Origin of the sequence: Laedolimicola intestinihominis (assembly GCF_040096155.1) — a bacterium.
Classification (GTDB): Bacteria; Bacillota; Clostridia; order Lachnospirales; family Lachnospiraceae; genus Laedolimicola; species Laedolimicola intestinihominis.
On record NZ_JBBMFE010000010.1, the window covers coordinates 13,471 to 36,469 of the forward strand.

Annotated in this window: 21 protein-coding genes and 1 other annotated feature; all 21 genes read left to right on the forward strand. The window is 52.7% G+C overall.

Annotated features, from left to right (window positions below; translation table 11 throughout):
- The first annotated feature begins 24 nt into the window (after positions 1–24).
- Positions 25–1,542, forward strand: a complete 1,518-nt coding sequence (locus WMO29_RS10880) for a purple acid phosphatase family protein (protein WP_349164787.1) — start codon at positions 25–27, stop codon at positions 1,540–1,542.
- Positions 1,543–1,609: 67 nt separating this feature from the next.
- Positions 1,610–1,840 (forward strand) — a binding site (T-box leader).
- Between the two features lie 50 nt (positions 1,841–1,890).
- Complete coding sequence (locus WMO29_RS10885; protein WP_349164788.1) at positions 1,891–4,602, forward strand: valine--tRNA ligase; 2,712 nt, start codon at positions 1,891–1,893, stop codon at positions 4,600–4,602.
- 15 nt (positions 4,603–4,617) lie between these two features.
- Positions 4,618–6,861, forward strand: coding sequence for an LTA synthase family protein (locus tag WMO29_RS10890; protein ID WP_349164789.1), 2,244 nt, complete (start codon positions 4,618–4,620; stop codon positions 6,859–6,861).
- Positions 6,858–8,162: a bifunctional folylpolyglutamate synthase/dihydrofolate synthase gene (locus tag WMO29_RS10895; protein ID WP_349164790.1), complete on the forward strand. Its 1,305-nt coding sequence runs from the start codon at positions 6,858–6,860 to the stop codon at positions 8,160–8,162. Before WMO29_RS10890 ends, WMO29_RS10895 begins: the two co-directional genes overlap by 4 nt.
- Positions 8,159–8,311, forward strand: a complete 153-nt coding sequence (locus tag WMO29_RS10900) for a hypothetical protein (RefSeq protein WP_178038365.1) — start codon at positions 8,159–8,161, stop codon at positions 8,309–8,311. Before WMO29_RS10895 ends, WMO29_RS10900 begins: the two co-directional genes overlap by 4 nt.
- Before the next feature lie 26 nt (positions 8,312–8,337).
- Positions 8,338–9,828: a tetratricopeptide repeat protein gene (locus tag WMO29_RS10905; RefSeq protein ID WP_349164791.1), complete on the forward strand. Its 1,491-nt coding sequence runs from the start codon at positions 8,338–8,340 to the stop codon at positions 9,826–9,828.
- Between the two features lie 260 nt (positions 9,829–10,088).
- Positions 10,089–10,418, forward strand: coding sequence for an anti-sigma factor antagonist (locus WMO29_RS10910; protein ID WP_178038363.1), 330 nt, complete (start codon positions 10,089–10,091; stop codon positions 10,416–10,418).
- A complete protein-coding gene (gene spoIIAB / locus WMO29_RS10915; RefSeq protein ID WP_178038362.1) occupies positions 10,418–10,846 on the forward strand; it encodes an anti-sigma F factor in 429 nt (142 codons plus the stop codon). Before WMO29_RS10910 ends, spoIIAB begins: the two co-directional genes overlap by 1 nt.
- Positions 10,847–10,849: 3 nt before the next feature.
- Positions 10,850–11,566 (forward strand): SigB/SigF/SigG family RNA polymerase sigma factor, encoded by a 717-nt coding sequence (locus WMO29_RS10920; RefSeq protein WP_349164792.1) that lies wholly within the window; start codon positions 10,850–10,852, stop codon positions 11,564–11,566.
- A gap of 150 nt (positions 11,567–11,716) precedes the next feature.
- The gene (locus WMO29_RS10925; RefSeq protein WP_353963393.1) at positions 11,717–12,613 is read left to right on the forward strand and encodes a transporter substrate-binding domain-containing protein; all 897 of its coding nucleotides are present in this window, start codon (positions 11,717–11,719) and stop codon (positions 12,611–12,613) included.
- Between the two features lie 41 nt (positions 12,614–12,654).
- Positions 12,655–13,458 (forward strand): amino acid ABC transporter permease, encoded by an 804-nt coding sequence (locus tag WMO29_RS10930; protein WP_158363481.1) that lies wholly within the window; start codon positions 12,655–12,657, stop codon positions 13,456–13,458.
- Entirely contained in the window at positions 13,458–14,210 is a 753-nt protein-coding gene (locus WMO29_RS10935) for an amino acid ABC transporter ATP-binding protein (protein ID WP_349164793.1), read from the forward strand. Before WMO29_RS10930 ends, WMO29_RS10935 begins: the two co-directional genes overlap by 1 nt.
- 159 nt (positions 14,211–14,369) lie before the next feature.
- Complete coding sequence (locus WMO29_RS10940; RefSeq protein WP_349164794.1) at positions 14,370–14,522, forward strand: hypothetical protein; 153 nt, start codon at positions 14,370–14,372, stop codon at positions 14,520–14,522.
- Positions 14,519–14,938 (forward strand): stage V sporulation protein AB, encoded by a 420-nt coding sequence (locus WMO29_RS10945; RefSeq protein ID WP_349164795.1) that lies wholly within the window; start codon positions 14,519–14,521, stop codon positions 14,936–14,938. The genes WMO29_RS10940 and WMO29_RS10945 overlap by 4 nt, the downstream gene beginning before the upstream one ends.
- Positions 14,939–14,950: 12 nt before the next feature.
- Entirely contained in the window at positions 14,951–15,439 is a 489-nt protein-coding gene (locus WMO29_RS10950) for a SpoVA/SpoVAEb family sporulation membrane protein (RefSeq protein ID WP_349164796.1), read from the forward strand.
- A gap of 114 nt (positions 15,440–15,553) precedes the next feature.
- Positions 15,554–16,918 carry a Na+/H+ antiporter NhaC family protein gene (locus WMO29_RS10955; protein WP_349164797.1) on the forward strand — a complete coding sequence of 455 codons (1,365 nt, stop codon included), beginning with the start codon at positions 15,554–15,556 and terminating at the stop codon, positions 16,916–16,918.
- An 85-nt stretch (positions 16,919–17,003) separates the two neighbouring features.
- Positions 17,004–18,188, forward strand: a complete 1,185-nt coding sequence (locus WMO29_RS10960) for a MalY/PatB family protein (protein ID WP_349164798.1) — start codon at positions 17,004–17,006, stop codon at positions 18,186–18,188.
- Entirely contained in the window at positions 18,189–20,282 is a 2,094-nt protein-coding gene (locus WMO29_RS10965) for a molybdopterin-containing oxidoreductase family protein (RefSeq protein WP_349164799.1), read from the forward strand.
- A complete protein-coding gene (locus WMO29_RS10970) occupies positions 20,283–20,729 on the forward strand; it encodes a 4Fe-4S dicluster domain-containing protein (protein ID WP_349164800.1) in 447 nt (148 codons plus the stop codon).
- A gap of 192 nt (positions 20,730–20,921) precedes the next feature.
- Entirely contained in the window at positions 20,922–21,563 is a 642-nt protein-coding gene (locus WMO29_RS10975) for a stage V sporulation protein AA (protein ID WP_349164801.1), read from the forward strand.
- 149 nt (positions 21,564–21,712) lie between these two features.
- Entirely contained in the window at positions 21,713–22,921 is a 1,209-nt protein-coding gene (locus WMO29_RS10980) for an ATP-binding protein (protein WP_349164802.1), read from the forward strand.
- The last annotated feature ends 78 nt before the right edge of the window (positions 22,922–22,999 follow it).

A 22,999-nucleotide genomic window follows, 5' to 3' on the forward strand; every position in this document is an offset into this window, starting at 1 on the left:
CAGCAGCGAAAGAGGAGAGATTTTATGAAAAAGAATAGCGGAGGAATCCGGACAGTGATTACGGCGGGCATTTTGCTGGTATTGGTGATCGCGGCAGCCTGGACATGGAAGCAGAAGAAAGCGGACGAGTCTGCAGATGCGGAAATTAAGATAGAGACGCCTGGCGAAGCTGACGATGCGCCGGAGGAACCGGTAACAGAGGTGACGAAGACGCCAACAGAGGCGGAGACGACGGCAGATCCGTCCGCAGCCGATGAGGTTGCCCGTCAGGAGCAGGAGAAAAGTACTTTTGTGACAGATTATGAGAGTGAACCATTGTTATCTGGCACACCAATTAAATATCTGAGCCTGGAGGTGGGAGGAACCGACGATGAGATCCGTCTGAACTGGATGTCGCCCAGCAGCAGTGCCGGGCAGGTCAGCTGGTACACGGTGCAGAATGGTGATTTTCAGATGGTGACGGCTAATTGCAGTTCGTCCCGGACTATGCCTGGATATTATGTAAACAAAGCGACTGTGACCGGACTTCAGCCGGGCATGACTTATGCATATAAAGTGGGAAATGACGCGGGCGGCTGGTCTCCGGAATATCGGTACACCGTGCCGGAAGGCGATACAAAGGAAGGGTTTACTTTCCTGGTGACTTCCGACGCGCAGATTGGTCAGGATCAGTATCAGGAGGAAGAGGTCAGCATCGAGGACTGGGACAAGGTGGTGACCCGGCTTACCAGATATGTGCCGGAAGCGCAGTTCCTGGTGCATACGGGCGATCAGGTAGCCCAGTTTGGCAATCCTGAGGAATACAGCGGTTTTCTGGATCATCTGGGACTCTACAGGATTCCGCTGGTACCGGTGACTGGCAATCATGACGTGGCCAACAAACAGATTTCCGAGGAATTGGGCTACGGCGGCGGACCGTATTTTTACGAACATTTCAATGTGCCGAACCGCTCCGAGGAGTACGGTATGAGTGAATATGATAAGGATGGAGATTATTATTTCATCCGGGGAAATGTATTATTTATCGTGCTGAACAGTACGACCAACCAGCCGGTGGACATTCACGAGGAATATGTTCCCAAGGTTATCGCCGAGCACCCGGATACCCGGTGGCGTGTTATCATCCAGCATTATCCGGCCTACAGCAGTGTGGCGAAATATCAGGAACGCATGGATTCTCAGCTTCGGTATTCCCTGGGTTATATCTGCGAGGATAATGATATTGACCTGGTGATTACCGGTCACGATTCCATCTATTCCCGTTCTGCTTTCACAAACCGGCGCTGTGAGAGATACGACAATTATGATTATTCCACAGGCGGGGTGGCGGTCAACCCGGAAGGAACCATGTTTGTGGTCTGCGGAACGTCCAGCGGAAGCCTGTATCAGGCAGCGACACCCAACGAAAATCTGGTATTCCAGAGTCAGGCGCAGGAGCCTACGGCCATCCGCTTTGATGTGACAGATACGGAGCTGCATCTGCGCGCCTATACCGTAGACAACTGGACCGTCTGCGACGAGTACACAATCCGCAAAGAATAGTGCGGAAACCTTGACAATCCGCGGAAAGACTGCTATATTTACCTACAGTTAGACTGGATAGAATAACATAAAGGCGGAGAAAAAGAGGAGTACGCGGGACGCACGTCAAAAGAGAGGACAGCTCATGGGCTGAGAGGCTGTCGTGGAAGGGTCGCCTGCGGAAGGTAGCTTTGGAGCCGGAATGGTGAACGGAGGTCTTATTAACCATTCACGCCCAACCAGCGTTAAAGGGTGAGAGATATGAAGCGGCAGTGTCGCTTCATAAAGTAAGGTGGTACCGCGCACAAGCGCCCTTTCGAGCATGAGAGGGCGTTTATTTTTTTCGCAGGAAATCAAAGGAGGAACAGAATGAAAGAGTTGGCAAAGACCTATGATCCAAAGGCGATGGAGGATCGTATTTACGGAGAGTGGCTGGAGAAAAAGTATTTCCATGCAGAAGTGGATCGGAGTAAAAAACCGTTCACGATTGTTATGCCGCCTCCCAATATCACAGGAAAGCTGCACATGGGACACGCACTGGACAATACCCTGCAGGATATCCTGATCCGTTACAAGAGAATGCAGGGCTACAATGCGTTGTGGATTCCGGGAACCGACCATGCTTCCATTTCCACAGAGGTTAAGGTCATCAACCAGCTGAAGTCAGAAGGTATCGATAAGAATGAGCTGGGCCGCGAGGGCTTCTTAAAGAGAACCTGGGAGTGGCGGGAAGAGTATGGCCGCACCATCGTAGATCAGCTGAAGAAGATTGGCTCCTCCTGCGACTGGGACAGAGAGCGCTTCACCATGGACGAGGGCTGCTCCAAGGCCGTACAGGAGGTATTCCTGCGCCTGCATAAGAAGGGCTATATCTATAAGGGATCCCGTATCATCAACTGGTGTCCGGTCTGCAAGACCTCTATCTCTGACGCAGAGGTAGAGCACGAGGAGCAGGCAGGCCATTTCTGGCATATCAATTATCCGATTAAGGGCAGTGACAAGTTCGTAGAGATCGCTACCACCAGACCGGAAACCCTGCTTGGCGACAGCGCCCTGGCTGTAAACCCGGATGACGAGCGGTATCAGGATATTGTAGGTAAGACCGTGATCCTGCCTCTGGTAGGCCGTGAAATTCCGGTTATCGCAGACGCTTATGTAGATAAGGAGTTTGGTACCGGCGTGGTAAAGATTACCCCGGCACATGACCCCAACGATTTCGAGGTAGGAAAGCGTCATAACCTGCCGGAGATCAATATTCTGAACGACGACGCAACCATCAATGAGAACGGCGGCAAGTACGCAGGCATGGATCGCTACGAGGCCCGCAAGGTCATGGTAGAGGAACTGAAGGAGCAGGGTCTGCTGGTGAAGGTGGTAGACCATGTCCATAATGTAGGAACCCACGACCGCTGTGGCACCACCGTTGAGCCCATGATCAAGCAGCAGTGGTTCGTGAAGATGGAGGAGATGGCAAAGCCGGCTATCGAGGCTGTTAAAAACGGAGATCTGACCTTTGTGCCGGAGCGCTTCGACAAGACGTATCTGCACTGGCTGGAGAATATCCGCGACTGGTGTATTTCCCGTCAGCTCTGGTGGGGACACCGGATTCCGGCTTACTACTGCGACGACTGCGGTGAGATCGTGGTAGACCGTGAGATGCCGTCCGTCTGCCCCAAGTGCGGCGGAACCCATTTCACACAGGATCCGGATACCCTGGATACCTGGTTCTCCTCTGCGCTGTGGCCCTTCTCTACCCTGGGCTGGCCGGAGAACACCGAGGATCTGGATTACTTCTACCCCACCGATGTACTGGTAACCGGATACGATATCATCTTCTTCTGGGTAATCCGTATGGTATTCTCAGGCTATGAGCAGACCGGAAAGTGTCCGTTCCATCATGTACTGATTCACGGACTGGTGCGGGATTCCCTGGGACGGAAGATGAGTAAGTCTCTGGGAAATGGTATCGACCCGCTGGAGATCATCGATCAGTATGGCGCAGACGCCCTGCGTTTCACCCTGGTTACCGGCAACGCGCCAGGCAACGATATGCGTTTCTATATGGAGCGTGTGGAGGCCAGCCGTAACTTTGCCAACAAGATCTGGAACGCTTCCCGTTTCATTATGATGAATGTGACTGCTCTGAAGGAAAATGAGCACGAGCAGAGCGAGTATTCATTTTCAACGGAGCAGTCAGCGACGGACCGCAGGTCTGGAGCTTGCGTAAAAGAAATGGATCTCACACAGCTCACCGGCGCGGACAAGTGGATTCTGTCCAAGGTCAACACCCTGGCACAGGACGTGACGGCCAACATGGATAAATTTGAGCTGGGTATCGCCGTTCAGAAGCTTTATGACTTCATCTGGGAGGAGTTCTGCGACTGGTATATCGAGATGGTGAAGCCCCGTCTCTATAATGAAGAGGATCAGACCAAGGCGGCAGCCCTGTGGACCCTGAAGACTGTTCTGACCAATGCCCTGAAGCTTCTGCATCCCTATATGCCGTTCATCACCGAGGAGATTTACCGGAATCTGACCGGCGAGGAATCCATCATGATTTCCGCATGGCCGGAGTTCAAGGCTGAGTGGAGCTTCCAGAAGGAAGAGGCGGAAGTGGAGCTTATCAAAGAGGCTGTCCGTTCTATCCGTAACGTGCGTTCTTCCATGAACGTACCGCCCAGCAAGAAGGCTCACGTGATCGTAGTATCCGAGAAACCGCAGGTGCGGGAGGTATTCGAGGGCAGCAAGGCCTTCTTCGGTACCTTAAGCTATGCAAGCCAGGTAACGGTTCAGGAGGATAAGAGCGGTATCGGTGAGGATGCGGTTTCCGCGCTGATTCCGGACGCAGCCGTTTATATGCCCTTTGCGGAACTGGTAGATCTGGAAAAAGAGATTGAGCGTCTGAAGAAAGAGGAGGAGCGTCTGACGAAGGAGCTGGCCCGTGTGAACGGTATGCTGAGCAATGAGAAGTTCATCAGCAAGGCTCCCCAGAGCAAGATTGACGAGGAGAAAGAGAAGCTGGAGAAGTACACCCAGATGATGAATCAGGTGAAAGAACATCTTTCAGCGCTTGTGAAATAAGATAGAGAGGAATTTATGAAAAAGTTTTTACAAAAGGTTAAGGCCTGCGGCGCAGCGGTGAAGCGATTCACCGGGCGCTGCGCGGCCGTTCTGAAAAAGTGGAGTGAGGGGTGCAGCAAGACCATGGAGAAGCCGGTGGCTTTTATGAACCGGTTTTCTCTTGTTTTCCATGCGCTGATGTCGGCAGGAATCTATTTTATCATGGAGGCCATGTCCAGACATTCGATACCGGAGGCATGGAACTTCCTGATTGGAAGCCCGAAGGTATATGCCTATAATACGTTCATGATTTTTATGACCTTTATGATTGTATACCTGTTCCGGCGGCGTATCTTTGTGCGTCTTCTGATTACGGCCTTCTGGATATACCTGGGCTATATGAACGGAACGATACTAAGCAGCCGCGTTACGCCGTTTACCGGACAGGATCTGCATCTGATTACCGACGCGCTGGACGTGGTAGGTCTGTATATGTCGCCGATGAAGCTGATTACCCAGGTGGGCGGCGTGCTGCTGGCTATCGCCGCGTTGGTGCTTTTGTGGAGATATGCGCCGAAGTACCAGAAAAAGATTAAGTGGCCCTTAAGCATCGCAGGCGTGATTATCGTGCCGGTGCTCTTTGCGGGAAGCACGAAGCTCTGCCTGGAGCAGCGAGTGCTGTCCACTTATTTTGGAAATATTGCGTTTGCTTACCAGGATTACGGCCTGCCCTACTGCTTTTTCTGCAGCCTTCTGGCCACCGGTATGAGCGAGCCCTATGATTATTCCAAGGATACCATTGACAAGATCGTGGAGGATGACAAGCAGACAGCGCTGAGCGAGGATAACGATACAGAGAAGCCCAATATCCTGATGCTGCAGCTGGAGACCTTCTTCGATCCGACGACTGTAGAATGGCTGGAGTTTTCTGAGGATCCCATTCCGAATTTCCATCGGCTGATGCAGGAGTATTCCTCCGGCGCGTACAAGGTACCGTCTGTGGGAGCCGGAACGGCCAATACGGAGTTTGAGTCCATCACCGGTATGAACCTGCGGTATTTCGGACCGGGTGAGTATCCGTACAAGACAATTTTGAAGAAGACGACCTGCGAAAGCGTCGCGTATGACCTGCGGAATCTGGGTTACGCGACCCATGCGATTCACAATAATAAGGCAACCTTCTACAGCCGCGCGGACGTATTTAAAAACCTGGGCTTTGATACTTATACGTCCAAAGAGTATATGGATGTGTCCAATACCACAGCCAACGGCTGGCTGAAGGACGAGATTCTGGTGGATCAGATTCTGGACAATCTGAAATCCACGGCCCGTCAGGACTTTATTTACACCATTTCCGTACAGGGACACGGCGAGTATCCCACAGAGAAGGTGCTGGAGGATCCGGCCATCAAGGTGACCGGCGCGGCCACCGAAGAGAAGAACAATCAGTGGGAGTATTATGTAAACCAGCTCCATGAGATGGATCAGTTCGTAGCGGATCTGATTGACGCACTGGATAATTTCGGTGAGAAATACGTGCTTGTTATGTACGGCGACCATCTGCCGACTCTGGGACTGACGGTGGAGGACGTGACGAACCGTTACCTCTTCGACACCAGCTATGTGATCGTGGACAATATGGGACTGGAGAAGGTGGATCAGACCCTCTGCTCTTACCAGATAGCAGCGGAGGTTCTCGATAAGGTAAACATCCATACCGGAACCATGATGCAGTACCACCAGAACCGCCGTAAGACGAAATGGTACTTACAGGATATGGAGCTTCTGCAGTATGACCTGCTGTATGGCAAGAAATATGCTTACGGTGACGACGGCACCACGCCTTTCGAGACCATTGATATGCAGATGGGCATCCATCAGCCGGAGATTACGCGTGTGATTTCTCTGCCGGATGAAAATAAGGTGTATGTATTCGGCAGTAATTTTACGACGGCAAGCAAGATCTACATCAACGACGAGTGGCAGAATACCAAGTTTATCAGCAATCATGTATTGCAGGTGAAGAAGGTCAAGCTGACCGAGGACGCGCTGGTGTCGGTAAAGCAGCTGGCTCCGGGTAAGGCAAAGCGCGTCTTGAGCGAAGGCAATACGATGATGTATGTGGCTCCGGTGGCGGAGGAAGAGACGGGGGAAACCAATGAGAGCGGCGATACCACCGACATGGAAGAAACTGACGGAACCACAGATACAGGAAGCGAAGAAACCACCGGCACTGCGCCGGCAGACAGCGAAGCAGAAGGGACAGGAGCTGCACAATGATGACGTATCAGGAAGCTGTAGATTATATTGAGGAAACACCCAAATTCACAAAGAAAAATTCACTGGATCACACCCGGGCCTTTTTAAAAAGGCTTGGGAGTCCGGAAGACAGTATGAAGATCCTGCATGTGGCGGGCACCAACGGAAAGGGCTCCGTATGCTCTTTCCTGGCCTCCATCCTCCATGCGGCGGGCAAAAGCACGGGTCTTTTTACTTCCCCCCATCTGGTAGACATCAATGAGCGCTTTGTCATCGATGAGAAGCAGGTGTCGGACGAGGCATTTCTTATGGCCTTTCAGAAGGTCATGGACTGCGTCAATGAAATGAAAGAGGAGGGCTATCCACATCCGACCTATTTCGAATTGCTGTTTTTGATTGGCATGGTCATTTTCAGGGAGGCAGGCGTAGAGTATCTGGTGTTGGAGACGGGCCTGGGCGGACGTCTGGACGCTACCAATTCCATTGCCCATCCGCTGGTCACAGTGCTGACATCTATCAGCCTCGATCACACCGAGTATCTGGGTCATACGGTGGCGGCCATTGCAGGTGAGAAAGCAGGCATTATCAAAGAGGGTGTTCCGGTAGTCTATGACGCGTCCTGTAAGGAAGCGGAAGAGGTGATTCTGGCCAGGGCAAAGGAAATGCATGCGCCGGTCTATGGTATTCGTCCGGATATGTATAAGATTTTGGGTGCGACCAAGAAAAGCATTGATTTTTCTATAGATTGTGGGTATTATGATGGTATCAGTCTGTCGATTACCAGCGTGGCGGAATATCAGATGAAGAATGCTGCGGAAGCTGTGACAGCCATTCGTGTGATGGAGGGCGGTGACACGTTCACAGACGGGATTATCCGCAAGGGTATCTCCGAGATGCGCTGGCAGGGCAGAATGGAGACGGTGCTGCCGGGCGTTATCATCGACGGCGGGCACAATGAAGCAGGCGTGGAGGAGTTTGTAAAGACTGCAAAACGTCTGGAAAAGGACTTCCCGGTGACGCTTTTATTCGCAGCGGTGGGGGACAAAGACTATCGTCATATGATCGAGACCATTTGCAGAGAGCTGCGTTTGGAACGTGTTATCGTGACTGAGGTCGGCGGTTATCGCAGCGTGAATGTGAAGGAGCCTAAAGGACTCTTTGAGAAGTTCGGACAGAAAGAGATTAAGGCGATTCCGGATGTAAAGGAAGCGTTTGAAGAGGCATTAAGAGAAAAGGGCGACGGCATCTTATTCTGTGTCGGATCCCTGTATCTGGTAGGAAGCATAAAGAAGATATTACGGGACAAGGAGGACGGCAAATGATTGATTTTGAGGAAGAACTGAAGAAATTTCATCCGAGCCTGGAAGTGGAGCAGGTGGAGGATAATGTATACAGGAACAAGCCGAAGGACATGTCGGACCTGCTTGACGAGATGCTGAAAGAGATGAAAGGCGGACGCCGCCAGAGCTAGGCTCGCGGATATCGGAGGAGAAAGCTATGCGCTGTGTGAAATGTGGAGCGACACTTACGGATCCGGGATACTGCAGCTCCTGCGGAACAGAGATCCATGTATACGAGAAAATTATCCGGCTGTCCAACACCTATTACAATAGGGGACTGGAAAAGGCGAAGGCGCGGAGCCTGTCGGCGGCGGCAGAGGATTTACGTTACAGTCTGGAGCTGAATAAGCATAATATACCGGCAAGAAATCTGCTGGGACTGATTTACTATGAGGTGGGCGAGGTGGTATCCGCCCTGACCGAGTGGATTATCAGCAAGAACCTGGAACCGGAGAAGAATATCGCTGACGAGTATATTCAGGCAATTCAGGAAAACCAGGCTCGGTTAGAGACTATTAACCAGACTATCAAGAAATACAATCAGTCTCTGCTGTACTGCCAGCAGGGCAGTGAGGATCTGGCGGTTATCCAGTTGAAGAAGGTGCTTTCCCTGAATCCGAATCTGGTGAAAGCGCATCAGCTGCTGGCGTTCCTTTATATTAAGACGGAGGAGTACGAGCGGGCAGGACGGGAGCTTCGACGGGCGCTGGCCATCGACAGGACCGATAATATCTCCCTGTATTATCAGGCGGAGCTGGAGACTCTGGTCGGAAAGTCCGCAAGCCGCGGACAAAAAGCCGAGGGACAGAAAGAGAGTAAGGGAAATAAGAGTAAAGATCCGGACATTATCTCCTATACCAGCGGCAATGAGACCATTATCATGCCGACAGGATATAAAGAGAATACAGGCGTTAATGTGGTGCTGAATATTTTCATCGGACTGGTGGTGGGCGTGGCGCTGATGTGGTTCCTGGCGGTTCCGGCCAAGGTGAAATCCGTGCGTAACCAGACTGCGGCGCAGATCCGGGAATACAGCGATCAGATTACGGCGAAGCAGACGGAGATCAATAATCTGCAGAGTCAGTTAGACGAACTGAACGGCACGGGAGCCGACAGCTCGGAGAGCGCGGCGGAAGCCTCCGGCGGCAGCTATGAGATGCTGATTGACGCGTATACCAGCTTCCAGGCCGGCGATACGGATACCGCCACCACGGCCCTGGATAGCGTCAAAGCAGATGAACTGTCGGATAATGCCAAAGCCATCTATAATCAGATGTATGGAACGCTCCATGCGGACGATGTGAAGAATCTGTATGACGCGGGCGCTGCGGCTTACGACGCAAAGAACTATGAGGAAGCGGTGACCAACCTGGTTCAGGTGGTGGCCATGGATGAGAAATACGACAACGGTTATGCCGTTTACTATCTGGCGCGTTCTTACGAGGCTTTGCAGCAGAATGACGAGGCCATTGCCATGTTCCAGAAGTTCCTGGATAATTACCCCGGAACATCCAGAGCGAAGTATTGTACCAGCGCTATCGCGCGGCTGGGCGGTCAGGTGCAGACGCAGAGTACGACGCAGACACAGGCCACGACGCAGAATCCGGCAGCGGATACGGCCGCGCAGGATCAGGCGGCGCAGCAGTAGCGACACGCAAAATGTAAATTATAGGCTGAAGCACTCGCTGCTGAAGCCGTGAGAACATGATGCAGGTGTGAGCAGATTCCATTCGCGAAGCGAATTTTCATGAATCTGCGAATATCATCTGTGAAGGAACTGAACAGATGATAAACCCTGAAGTTAGGGACATAGGAATTGACAGAAATGTCAGTTCCTGTGTCCTTTTTGTTGTTTTACGGGAAAAGGCCTGCAGGGGCGGCCCATTTTCCATAGAAAGGAGTAAAAATATGGGAAAAGAGAGAATGAAGCTGGAGAAACAGACCCTGTATATCCGGGTGCCCATGGAGCTTGATCACCACAGTGCCGACGCCATCTGCCGCAGGGCTGACGAGTTGGTGCAGGCAAAGGATGTACGGGAAATCGTCTTTGACTTCTCGGAGACGGAATTCTGCGACAGCTCCGGTATCGGCATGCTGATGGGCCGTTATAAAATGATGCAGGCCCTGGGCGGAACCGTGCGGGCTGTGCGGGTAGGACAGCGGGTAGAGCGGATTCTGGTGCTGTCCGGGGTCAGAAAACTGATTCCGGTGGAAGAAATGCGAGGAGGTGCAAAGTGATGACAAATCGAATGAAGGTAGAATTTGACAGTATTTCTGCCAACGAGGCCTTTGCCCGGGTGACTGTGGCGGCCTTTCTGGCCCGGCTGAACCCCAGTGTAGAAGAGGTGGCCGATGTGAAGACGGCGGTCTCCGAGGCCGTGACCAACGCTATCATCCACGGTTATCAGGGGGAGGTACATACGATTACTATCGAAGGGGAGTTGGAAGGAGACTTACTGACCCTGCGGGTGCGGGACGAGGGTGTGGGCATCGCGGATATCGGACAGGCCATGGAACCTTTGTATACATCCAGGCCGGAGCTTGAGCGATCCGGTATGGGCTTCCTCTTTATGGAGGCCTTCATGGATGAAGTACTGGTGGAGTCGGAGCCGGGAAAAGGCACCTGCGTGACCCTGCGGAAGCGAATCGGCAGAGGAAAGGACTGACCCATGGATCGCACCGCTGAGTTGATTCGCAGATCACAGGACGGAGATAAAGAGGCAAGAGAGACACTGATACAGGAAAATATGGGACTTGTCCACCATGTGGTCCGTCGTTTTCTGGGGAGAGGAGCGGAGGCCGAGGATTTGACCCAGATCGGGGCTATCGGTCTGATGAAGGCTATCGAGCGCTTTGATCTGAGCTATGAGGTCCGGTTCTCTACCTATGCGGTACCGATGATAGCCGGGGAAATCAGGCGGTTTCTCCGGGATGACAGTATCATTAAGGTGAGCCGCTCCTTAAAGGAGCTGGCTGTGAGGGCCGCAAGACTTCGGGAAGAGCTTCTGATGGAGCAGGGCGGGGAGCCGGGGCTTGAGGAGCTGGCAGCCAGGCTCAGAGTGGAGCCGGAGGAGCTGGCCCAGGCCTATGACAGCTGCAGTGAGGTGGAATCCCTGCACAAAATTATTTACCAGGGCGATGGCGAGGGCGTGAGCCTCATGGATCGGGTGGAGGAGAAAAAGGACGAGCAGGAAGCGGTACTCACGCGGATGCTGGTCCGCCAGCTTTTGGACACGCTGGAGCCGAAGGAGCGGCGGCTGATTGTGCTCCGGTTCTTTTGCGATAAGACTCAGGCTCAGGTGGCAGGGGAGCTGGGGATGACCCAGGTGCAAGTGTCCAGACTGGAAAAAAAGATTCTTACGGCCCTGAAAAAGCGGGTCGGATAGAGAAAAATATGGAAAAATCGCAAAAAACCGTAAAAAAAACTTGAAATCTGCCATTTGACGGGCTATAATGTCCCCAGAAACAACGGAGTTTCAGAAAGGTAAGGATCTATCTTTCTGGAACTCTTTTTTTTATTCAAGGAGGAGCATATTATGAAAAACAGATTATTCGCATTGACCGCAGCCGCTGTACTGGCTGTATCCCTGACCGCCTGCGGTTCCAAGGCAGAGGAACCCGCGGCAGCAGACACCAAGGCAGAAGCTGCTGAGGAGACAGCTTCCGCAGATACCACAGGAGAGAAGAAGGTCCTGAAGGTAGCCATGGAGTGCGGCTACGCGCCCTACAACTGGACCCAGCCGGATGATTCCAACGGAGCCGTTCCCATTAACGACAGTTCCGATTACGCATATGGTTACGATGTCATGATGGCAAAGAAGATTGCGGACGAGCTTGGCTATGAGCTGCAGATCGTAAAGCTTGACTGGGATTCCCTGGTACCGGCTGTTCAGTCCGGAACGGTAGACTGCGTGATCGCAGGCCAGTCCATTACATCTGACCGTCTGGAAATGGTAGATTTCTCTACCCCGTACTACTATGCATCTGTAGTCAGCCTGGTAAAGGCCGACGGACCGCTGGCAGATGCTAAGGGTATTTCTGATTTCGAGGGCGCTACCTGTACTTCCCAGCTGGGAACTATCTGGTATGATGTGTGCCTGCCGCAGCTCAAGGACGCGAACATCCAGCCTGCACAGGAATCTGCACCGGCTATGCTGGTAGCTCTGGAGAGCGGACGTACCGATCTGGTCGTAACCGACATGCCGACCGCGAAGGCAGCCTGTGTAGCCTACCCGGATCTGAAGCTTCTGGACTTCACGGATACAGATGATGATTTCGCGGTATCCGACGAGGAGATCAATATTGGAATCTCTGTACAGAAGGGTAATACCGAGCTTCTGGACGGTATCAACAGCGTACTGGCTGCGATGACTGTTGACGATTTCAACAGTATGATGGACGAAGCTATTTCCGTACAGCCGCTGTCTGAGTAAAGTAAAAATATGGAAAAATAAAAGGGAGCTGTGAACATAAGATGTCCATATCAAATATGAATTTCCTGGAGAGAATCCTATATCTGCTCCAGCGCTACGGCGTTTCGTATCTGAAGGGAGCCGGAACGACGCTGGCAATCGCGCTGGTATCCACAGCCATTGGCTGTCTGATTGGCTTTGTGGTGGGCGTGGTGCAGACTATTCCGGTGGATAAGAAGCGCGACAGTGCCGCGAAGCGGGGACTTCTGCGGGTGGTGAAAATGATTCTGAAGGCCTACGTGGAGCTGTTCCGCGGTACGCCTATGATTGTACAGGCAGTCTTTATCTATTACGGTCTGTCACAGATGTTTCAGATTCAGCTGGGAATGTGGTCCGCCGCGTTCCTGGTGGTATCCATTAACACAGGAGCCTATATGGCGGAATCGGTCCGGGGCGGAATCATTTCCGTGGATCCCGGTCAGATGGAGGGCGCCAAGGCCATCGGCATGACCCATGTGCAGGCCATGAAAAATGTCATCCTGCCCCAAGCCATCCGGAATATTATGCCGCAGATCGGCAACAACCTGATCATCAACATCAAGGATACGTCGGTGTTGTCTGTCATCAGTATCGTGGATCTGTTCTTTGTACATAAGAGCGTGGCGGGTGCGCTGTATACCTATTTTGAGTCAGCGACCATCGTAATGGCCATTTATCTGACCATGACGCTGGTGACCTCGAGGCTCTTACTTCTGGTGGAGAAGAAGATGGACGGCGACGCCAATTATGAGCTGGTGGATACCATGGATATTGGCAACCAGCTTCGTACCATCCGGGAAAATGACGGGGAAGGGAGACGCGGATAATGAGTGAGAAAGAACTGATTCTGAAGGTTTCCCATCTGCAGAAGAGCTTTGGAAATCATGCAGTTTTGAATGATATTGATTTTGAGGTATGTAAAGGGGATGTGGTGTCCATTATCGGCGCTTCCGGTTCCGGTAAGTCTACCATGCTCCGCTGCATCAATCTTCTGGAAGAGCCGGGCGGAGGCGCGATTCTGTTTCACGGACAGGATATCACGGATACGAAGGTCAATGTGCCGGCTTATCGTGCCAAGGTGGGTATGGTGTTCCAGAATTTCAACCTGTTTAATAATATGACGGTGCTGGAGAACTGTATCGTCGGCCAAGTGAAAGTGGCGAAGAAGAAGCCGGAGGAGGCCCGGGAGAGTGCGATCCGGTATCTCCGACAGGTAGGTATGGAGCCTTTTCTGAATGCCAAGCCCCGGCAGCTGTCGGGCGGTCAGAAGCAGCGTGTGGCCATCGCCCGGGCCCTGGCTATGGAGCCGGAAGTGCTGCTCTTTGACGAGCCGACCTCGGCGCTGGACCCCCAGATGGTGGGCGAGGTCTTAAGCGTCATGGAGGATCTGGCGAAGCAGGGGCTGACCATGCTGGTGGTGACCCATGAGATGGCCTTTGCGCGGGATGTATCGACCCATGTGATCTATATGTCCGAGGGCGTTATCGAGGAAGAAGGGACGCCGGAGCGGATTTTCGGGGCGCCGGAGAGTGAGAAGACGAAGGAGTTTTTGGCGCGGTTCCGGAATGCGAGTATTTGAAAAGTGAATATATAACGGACGAAAGACGGGGCTGGAATTGTCATTTGTGATTGGCGACGATTCCAGCCCCGCTTTTTGGTGGAGCGAAGATGTATAATTTTTTATGAATGAAGCACACTATTTTTCAGAAATGGAATTCGAAAAAGGAGGTGTGCTCCCATGAATCATACGAAGTATCGGGTATGGCTGTGGGTGTTGCTGCTGGTGCTGGTGACGGCGGGGATGGCATGGTATATGCTGGCGCGGGAGAAGGAGGAGCCGGTGACGGACGGGACGCTGGTCTACCGGACGGTGCAGGAGGAGCTGGCGTGAGTATCGGAAAGCAGGCGCTGATGGCGGTGACAGGCTTAAGCGCGGGGGTTGGCGTGGCAGGAGGCCTGTTTGCGCTGATGATAGCGCTGGGACTGGTGTCGGAGTTTGCGGATCAGACCCGCACGGCCCGGTATATTTTCTGGTATGAGGATGCAATTTCCGTGGGGGCTATTCTTGGCAATATAATCAGCGTGTATCAGACGGTACTGCCGCTGGGACAGGCCGGTGCCGGTATTTTCGGCCTGTTTTCCGGAATTTTTGTGGGAGCTTGGGCCATGGCGCTGACAGAGATTGTGAATATTGTTCCGATTTTTACCAGACGGATAGATCTGCGGCGCGGGCTGGGGCTGATCATTGCGTCCATGGCGGCGGGACGGGCGGCTGGATCATTTCTGTACTATTATTTCCGATTTTAGGAGGAAAATACAATGAAAGAATTCCTGGAATTCCGGCGGCAGCAGCCGGACGAGGCGGAGAAGCAGCAGTATAACCAGTATGTGAAGGATGTGACGCCCACCCACGGGCTTGGCAGCCAGATGATGAAGGCCTTTGTGACGGGCGGGATTATCTGCTGTATGGGGCAGTGGATTATCAATTATGCCCTGGGCGCAGGTCTGGACAAGGAGACCGCCGGCAGCTGGTGTTCCCTGATTCTGGTGCTCCTGAGCGCCGTCCTGACCGGCTTTAACATCTTCCCTTCTATTGCCAAATGGGGCGGCGCAGGCGCCCTGGTTCCCATCACCGGTTTCGCCAACAGTGTGGCGGCCCCGGCCATCGAGTACCAGAAGGAGGGGCAGGTCTTCGGCATCGGCTGCAAGATTTTCACCATTGCCGGGCCGGTGATTCTGTATGGCATTTTTACCAGCTGGGTGCTGGGATTGGGATACTGGGTCCTGAAGATACTGGGAATAATATAGAATACCTATTGACAAAGTAGGTTAATAAAGGTATGATAGCAAAAAGTAGAGTAGATGTTCAGCAATTTTGCATCTACAAAGTGACAACCAATGATGAAAGGCAGGAATCTTCTAATGAATTACGGCATTTACAGTATCTTACCGTCTCTGGCAGCCATCGTTCTGGCGCTGGTGACGAAAAATGTATTTATCGCGCTCTTTATCGCGCTGATTCTGGGAAATTTTATTCTGAATCCTAACCTGGTCAGCGTACTGGTGGGCACTAAGGATATGATGGTGGACGTATTTTCCAGCCACTCCAGCACCTCCATTATCTTTATTCTGCTGATGCTGGGCGGACTCTTCTATCTGATTGAGAAGGCGGGCGGCTTAAAGGGCTTTACCCACTTTATGATTGCCAAGCGCAGCGTAGTCAAGTCACGGGTGGGTGCAGAACTGTTCACCTGGCTCATTGGCGTGCTGATGTTCCTGGACGGCACCATGAGCGTTATGATTACGGGAGCCATCGCAAGACCATTTACCAAAGCCTTCAAAATCTCTCCGGAGAAGACGGCGTGGATCGTGCATTCCACGGCGACGCCCATGTCCATTCTGATTCCGATTGCGGCTTACGGTCCGTATATCGCCAGCTTCATCGAGGCACAGGGTATCGCGGATCCCACCTCTGTAATGGTGCGCAGTATTGGCTTCAATTTCTACTGCATCATGGCTGTCGTGGGCGTGGCGGTATTTACCCTGTTACATATTGAATACGGCCCCATGAAGAAGGTGGAAGAAGCCTATAAGAACGAAAATGACGCGGACGAGAGCGTTCTTGCAGGCGAAGTGGAGCATCCGGGTACCGGCAAGGCCCGCTATCTGGTAGTTCCGCTGGCTATTATGATTGGTTTTGCGCTGGTGTATTTCTTCACGGCTGGCGACAGTGAGACAGGACTGATCCTGGGCATCTTCTTCGGAAGCCTGTACCTGATGTTGGATCTGGCTATCCAAAAAGTCATGAAGTTCGGCGAGACGCTGGACATCTTTTTTCAGGGATGCGGAAGCATGACCGGTATCGTAGCTATCATGGTATTTGCCTATGCCCTCAGTAACCTTTTAGGAGAACTTGGAACCGCAGAGTTCCTGTCCGGCGTGCTGGTACAGCTCATTTCCCCGACGGTATTTACGGCGCTTGCGTTTATCGTGACCTGCCTCTTATCCTTCTCCACCGGAACCAGCGCGGGAAGCATCGCGATTATGATGCCGGTGCTGCTGCCCATGGCCCTGTCCCTGAATGTGTCCATTCCGCTGATTACGGGAGCCATCGCAGGCGGCGCGGTGTTCGGAGACCACACTTCCCCGATTTCTGATACCACGGTAATGACCTGCTCCTCCTGCGACTGCGACGTGGTGTCCCATGTGAAAACCCAGCTGCCTTACGCGCTGACCTTCGCGGCTATCGCGGTGGTGATTTATCTGGTGCTGGGTTTTGTGATATAATATATGGAAGCCCCGCAGGATATATAGTATAATCAAATTCATACAGATTGTTGTATATATGGAGCTGTAGGAAAGAGATGCAAATATGAGCAGAAAAATCTATGATTTTGACGAGCCCATTTCCCGCGTCGGACAGAACAGCGCGAAATGGGGCGAAGAATATATCGGAAGCGGCAGTGACATGCTGCTTCCGTTTTGGGTGGCGGACACGGATTTCCGGGCGCCCGACGAGGTAAATGAGGCTCTTCGGGTCTGCGTGGATCACGGCATTTACGGTTATGTGCGCCCTTCGGCGTCGTGTCTTCAGGCCGCGGCTTCCTGGCAGCAGCGCCGCCACGGTTTTCAAGCGAAGCCGGAGTGGATTACCGTGACGCCGGGCATCGACTGCGCCATGGCGACGGCGGTGCAGGCCTTTACAGAGCCGGGGGACAAGATTCTCATCAATACGCCGATTTACGACCCGTTTTTCGAGGTCATTGAGAAAAATGACAGGGTGACTGTGGACAGTCCCATGGTGCTTACGAATGGCCGGTACGAGTTTGACTGGGCGGATTTTGAGGTGAAGATCCGGGGTTGCCGGATGTGGATGTTCTGCAATCCCCAGAACCCGGAGGGGCGCTGCTTTACAGAGGAAGAGCTTCGAAAAGCCGGGGAAATCTGTGAAAAATACGGAGTATGGATGCTGTCTGACGAGATCCACGGGGATATTGTGTACGACGGCAGAAAGCATATTCCGCTGGCGTCCCTGTCGGAGGAGTTCTGCGGGCGGACGATTACCTGCACCTCGCCCAGCAAGACTTTCAGCGTGGCAGGCACAGCAGCCTCTGTGATCTTCATAGAAAATGAGACATTGCGGAATCGGTTCCGTGCGGCACTTTCTAAAAACTCGCCGGGCGTGAGCTGCTTAAGTCTGGTGGCCATGGAGGCAGCTTATACCTGTGGAGATGATTATGCGGATCAGCTGGTGGCTTATCTGCAGGGTAACCGGGATTATATTCTGGATTACCTGAGAAAATACCTGCCTCCGATCAAACCCATTTTCCCGGAGGCCATGTTCCTGGTGTGGCTGGACTGCAGTGGGCTGGGACTGGATGCTGCGGAGCTTCCGGACTTTTTCAAAAAGGCAGGCGTACGGCTGTCCATGGGAGACGCCTACCGGGAGCGGAGCGGCCAGTTCGTGCGGCTGAATTTCGGCTGTACCAGGGAGACGCTCACGGCAGGCCTTGCGCGCATCCGGAAAGCGGTAGAAGAACTTGTGAAGGACAACTAGATGGAACGGAAACGAACGATTTGTGATATCTGTTGCCCGTCCTTTCACTGCGGCATCGATGCTTATGTGAAGGACGGGCAGCTTGTGAAAATAGAAGGAACGGCGGAGCATCCCCAGAACCACGGGCTTCTCTGCGCCAAGGGGCTGGCGGCCAGACAGTATGTGTACCGGAAGGATCGGATCCGCACGCCTCTTTTGCGCATGGGGGAACGGGGCAGAGGGGAGTTTCGGCCCATCAGCTGGGGGGAGGCTTACGAGCGGATCGCAGAGCGCCTGCTGGCTATTCGAGAGGAGAGCGGACCTGAAGCAGTGACCTTTTTCTCGGGCTATACGAAATGGTACCGCCCCTGGCTCCACCGTCTGGCCAATCAGTTTGGCACACCTAACTACATGACAGAGTCCGGCAGTTGTATGTTCTCCACCTTTCTCCAGTGGCTGACCGTGACCGGCAATGTGATGTCGGCGCCGGATGTGGATCATGCAGGGGTCTTCCTGGGCTGGGCCTATAATCCCTATTATTCCCGGAATCTGGCGGCAGCCGGAGTGGAGGCGGCGAAGAAGAGAGGCATGAAGGTGATTATCGTAGATTCCCGGATTACGCCTGCATCCATCAGGCTTTCGGATCTGCATCTGCGTCCTCATCCCGGCACAGACGGAGCGCTGGCGCTGGGGCTGGCCCATGAACTGATTGAAAATGGCTGGTATGACCGGGAATATGTGTCGAAATATGTCTACGGCTTCGCGGAGTACGCGGCCTATGTGAAGGAGTTTACGCCGGAGCGGGTGGAAAGGCTGACGGGCGTATCGGCGGAGCAGGTGAGGTCAGCCGCGGAGTTGATCGGAGGCCATCTGCCCCTTGCCATCAATGAGAGCGCCGCGCCCATCGCCCATCATCGGAACGGATTTCAGAATTACCGGGCCATTATGGCGCTGTCGGCCATCACCGGATCCTTTGACCGGACGGGCGGGCAGATTCCGATACAGTTTAGCTATAATTATCAGGCAGCGGGCTTCGCCACCCGGGAGAAGGAGTTCGTCGGGAAGGTGAAGACGAGGCCAGGCTTCTCGCCGGTGGGCGGGGAAAAATACCCGCTTTGGCATGCGCTGATTGACGAGGCACAGTTTACGGATCTGGCAAGGCAGATCCGGGAGAAAAAGCCCTATCCCCTTCGGGCGGTGGTGGGGTTCGGGTTGAATCATCGGATCGCGCCGGGCAGTGATCGGCTGGCGGAAGCCTTAAAGACGCTGGATTTTCTGGTGGATGTGGATCTGTTCCTGACGGATACGGCGAAGCTTTGCGACATCGTACTGCCGGCCTGTACCTCCTTTGAGCGGAGCGAGCTGAAGGCCTGGAGCGGCGGGTATCTGACGGTGACCCAGCCGGTTATCGAACCGCTGTATCAATCAAAACCGGATATCCGGATTATCTGCGATCTGGCCCGGGAAATGGGACTTGCGGACGAGCTTCTGACTGCGGGGCCGGAAGCGTGTATCCGGTATCTGATTTCTGATTTGCCGGTGTCCTACGAGGAGCTTCGGGCGGCGGAGCTTCCGGTGAAGGTGCCGGGGGCGGGAAACTGTAAGCCAGGGAAGATGCTGGCAGAGGGCTTTCCGACGGCCAGCGGAAAATTCGAACTCTATTCCCTGGAGATAGCGAAGATCAGGGAACAGTACCCGGACTGCAGTCTGGACTGCCTTCCGGTATATCGGGAGCCGATTTGTGCGGCAGAGCAGGAGAAATATCCCTTTACCCTGTGCTCCGGCCCGCGGATTCCGGGGGCGCTGCACTCCAGGCTGCACGGCGTTCCCTGGGCCCGGTCGCTCCGGCCAGATGCAACGGCGGATCTGAATCCGGCGGACGCGGAGGCTCTTTCTGTGCAGCAGGGGGATGAGATCGAAGTGTATACAGCCTTTGGCTGCATCAGCCTGAAGGCGAACCTGACCTATATGGTGGATCCGGGCACGGTCTATATCTACCACGGGTACCCGGAAGCGGATGTGAATACACTGCTGGATCCGGAGAACGTGGATCCATATTCCGGCTTTCCGGCTTTTCGCAGCAGCCGGGCGGGCATACGAAAGAAGGTGCGGTAAATGAGCGCGAAAACCATCCGGTTCGATCAGAGCAAATGCACGGCCTGCTGTGCCTGCGCCATGGCCTGCATGGATGAGAAAGATACGGACGTGGAGCAGGGGGAGCGGGCGCTCCGGCAGGTGTATACGGAAGAAGGGTGCCGGGACGGACAGGTGAGCTTCCGGTTTCATTCGGATTCCTGTCTCCATTGCCGGGTACCGGCCTGCGCAGCTGCCTGTACGGCGGGCTGCCTCTATAAAGATGCGGAGAGCGGCCTGGTGCTCTACGACACCGCCGCCTGCGACGGCTGCGGCCAGTGCCTGAACGCCTGCCGTATGGGGGCCATTTCCCTGAACCGTCACGGCAAAATCCAGAAATGCGACGGCTGCATCGAGCGCCAGCGCGTCGGCAAAATCCCGGCCTGCGTGCTGGTGTGTCCGACGGGGGCGCTGTATCTGGGAGAATAAAAAAGAGCGTTGTTCAGTCATTATTTTTATGACGGGGCAGCGCTTTTCTATTTGCGTTAGAGAATGATATACATGGTAGAAAAAAGGAAACGTCGTACACTTTCAGTTGGAAATAGTATTGCGGTTTACCCGTATAAGATTTACGAATTTGTTCAGAATAAAAGGAAGAATACGATATACGGAGGCGTCCCCATGAGCGAAATCCTGTACCTGAAACCCGAAAAAAACGTCCGCACCTACAACCGCGTCCTGACCCTGGGCGAGGCTGTGGAAATGCAGTGCGCGGATCCGGCAATCGTAAACCGCCTGAAGACCGAGAAACTCTACGCCTTCCAGGATGTAAAGCCGGGCAGACGCTCCTGCGCAGGCCGCACGGTCATCTCGATCCTGGACGTGGTCGAGAAAATCCAGGCTGTCTACCCGAGTCTGGAGATCCAGAATATGGGAGAAATGGATTTCGTAGCCGAATATTCCACCAAACCGGAGGAGAACCGGTTCCGGACCTTCCTGAAAGTGAGCCTGGTCTGCATCCTATGCTTCTTTGGATCCGCATTTTCCATCATGGCCTTCAACAACGACGTCTCCACCGTCGATCTGTTCCGTCAGTTCTACACCCTCCTGACCGGCCAGCCTTCGGACGGCTACACCATCCTGGAATTCACCTACTCTTTAGGCCTGGCCGTGGGCATCCTGGCCTTCTTTAACCACCTGGGCGGCCGCCGCCTCACCAAAGAGCCCACCCCTATCGAGGTGGAAATGCGCCTCTACGAGGACGACGTGGACACCACCCTCATCAAAACGGCGGCGCGGAATGGGAAGCATAGACAGAAATAAGTGAAGAAAAGACTGTTATACAGATGTAAAAACTATATGTATAACAGTCTTTTACTTTAAAAACATCAATTTTGTCAATTTAAAATTTATAAAATTGACAAAAATAAAAAAATATACTACTATAATAGGTAAAATGGGAGGGAAAGAATATGGTAAAACGTGAAATGTATCTGAAAAAGATCCGGCCATTTTATCATTTGGATTTGATTAAGGTGATTACAGGAATCCGCAGATGTGGAAAATCCGTATTGCTACAGCAGATAAAAGAGGAACTGCTGGCAGAAGGAATACGGGAGGATCAGATCCTGTATCTGAATTTTGAAGATTATGATTTTTCATTTATACAGTCTGGAAAAGATCTGCATGAATATGTGAAAGAGCAGCTGACAGAGAAACAGAAATATTATCTTTTCTTTGATGAAATACAGACGGTGTCTGAATTTGAACGGGTGATTAATTCGCTGCGCATGAAGTTTGACGTAAGCATTTTTATCACGGGCTCCAATGGAAAGCTTCTTTCAGGAGAATTGGCAACCTATCTGTCCGGCAGATATGTGAGCTTTCTGGTTATGCCCTTTTCTTTTCGGGAAATGTGCGAGATTCGTAAGGTGCAGCCAGAGTCTGCCACAGAGGAAATGCTGTTGGAATATATGGAATGGGGCGGTATGCCTCAGCGGTTTCAGCTGACCGATCAGGAGCAGGTAAAAACATTTCTCAGGGATGTCTATGACACGATCGTGCTGAGAGACATTGTACAGCGCGCGGGAATCCGAGATGTGGACGTATTTAACCGGCTGATAGAATATCTGGCCTGTAATCCGTCCCAGACTGTATCCGTGAAATCCATATCCGACTATTTTATGAGTGTGGAACGCAAGATTTCCCGGGAAACCATTTACAATTATCTGGAAAATATCACGGCATCCATGATTATGCGAAAAGTGTCGCGCTATGATGTACGGGGCAAGTATATTTTGACGAAAATGGAGAAGTATTACCTGACAGACACCGGACTTGGCCGGGTTCGAAATTCAGGCTTTAAACTGGAAATGGGGGCGCTTCTCGAAAATATCATATATAACGAGCTTATAGTTCGGGGATATGATGTATATGTGGGAAAGACCAGAAAGTCAGAGGTGGATTTTGTGGCAGTCCGTGGAAATGAAAAAGAGTATTACCAGGTAGCGTACTATCTGTATGATCAGAAGGTAATTGACCGGGAGTTTGGCGCTTTTCGTGAAATCGAAGATAATTATCCCAAATACGTCATTTCCCTTGATAAAATGGATTTCTCCAGGGATGGAATTATTCATAAAAATGCGGTTCGGTTTTTGACTGAAGAAAGTGAGAAAAAGTAATAATGAATGCTCTTTATCGCTCCGATTTGACAGTATGCATTTTCCTGTTTAAAATAACAAAAGAAACTGGTGTATAGG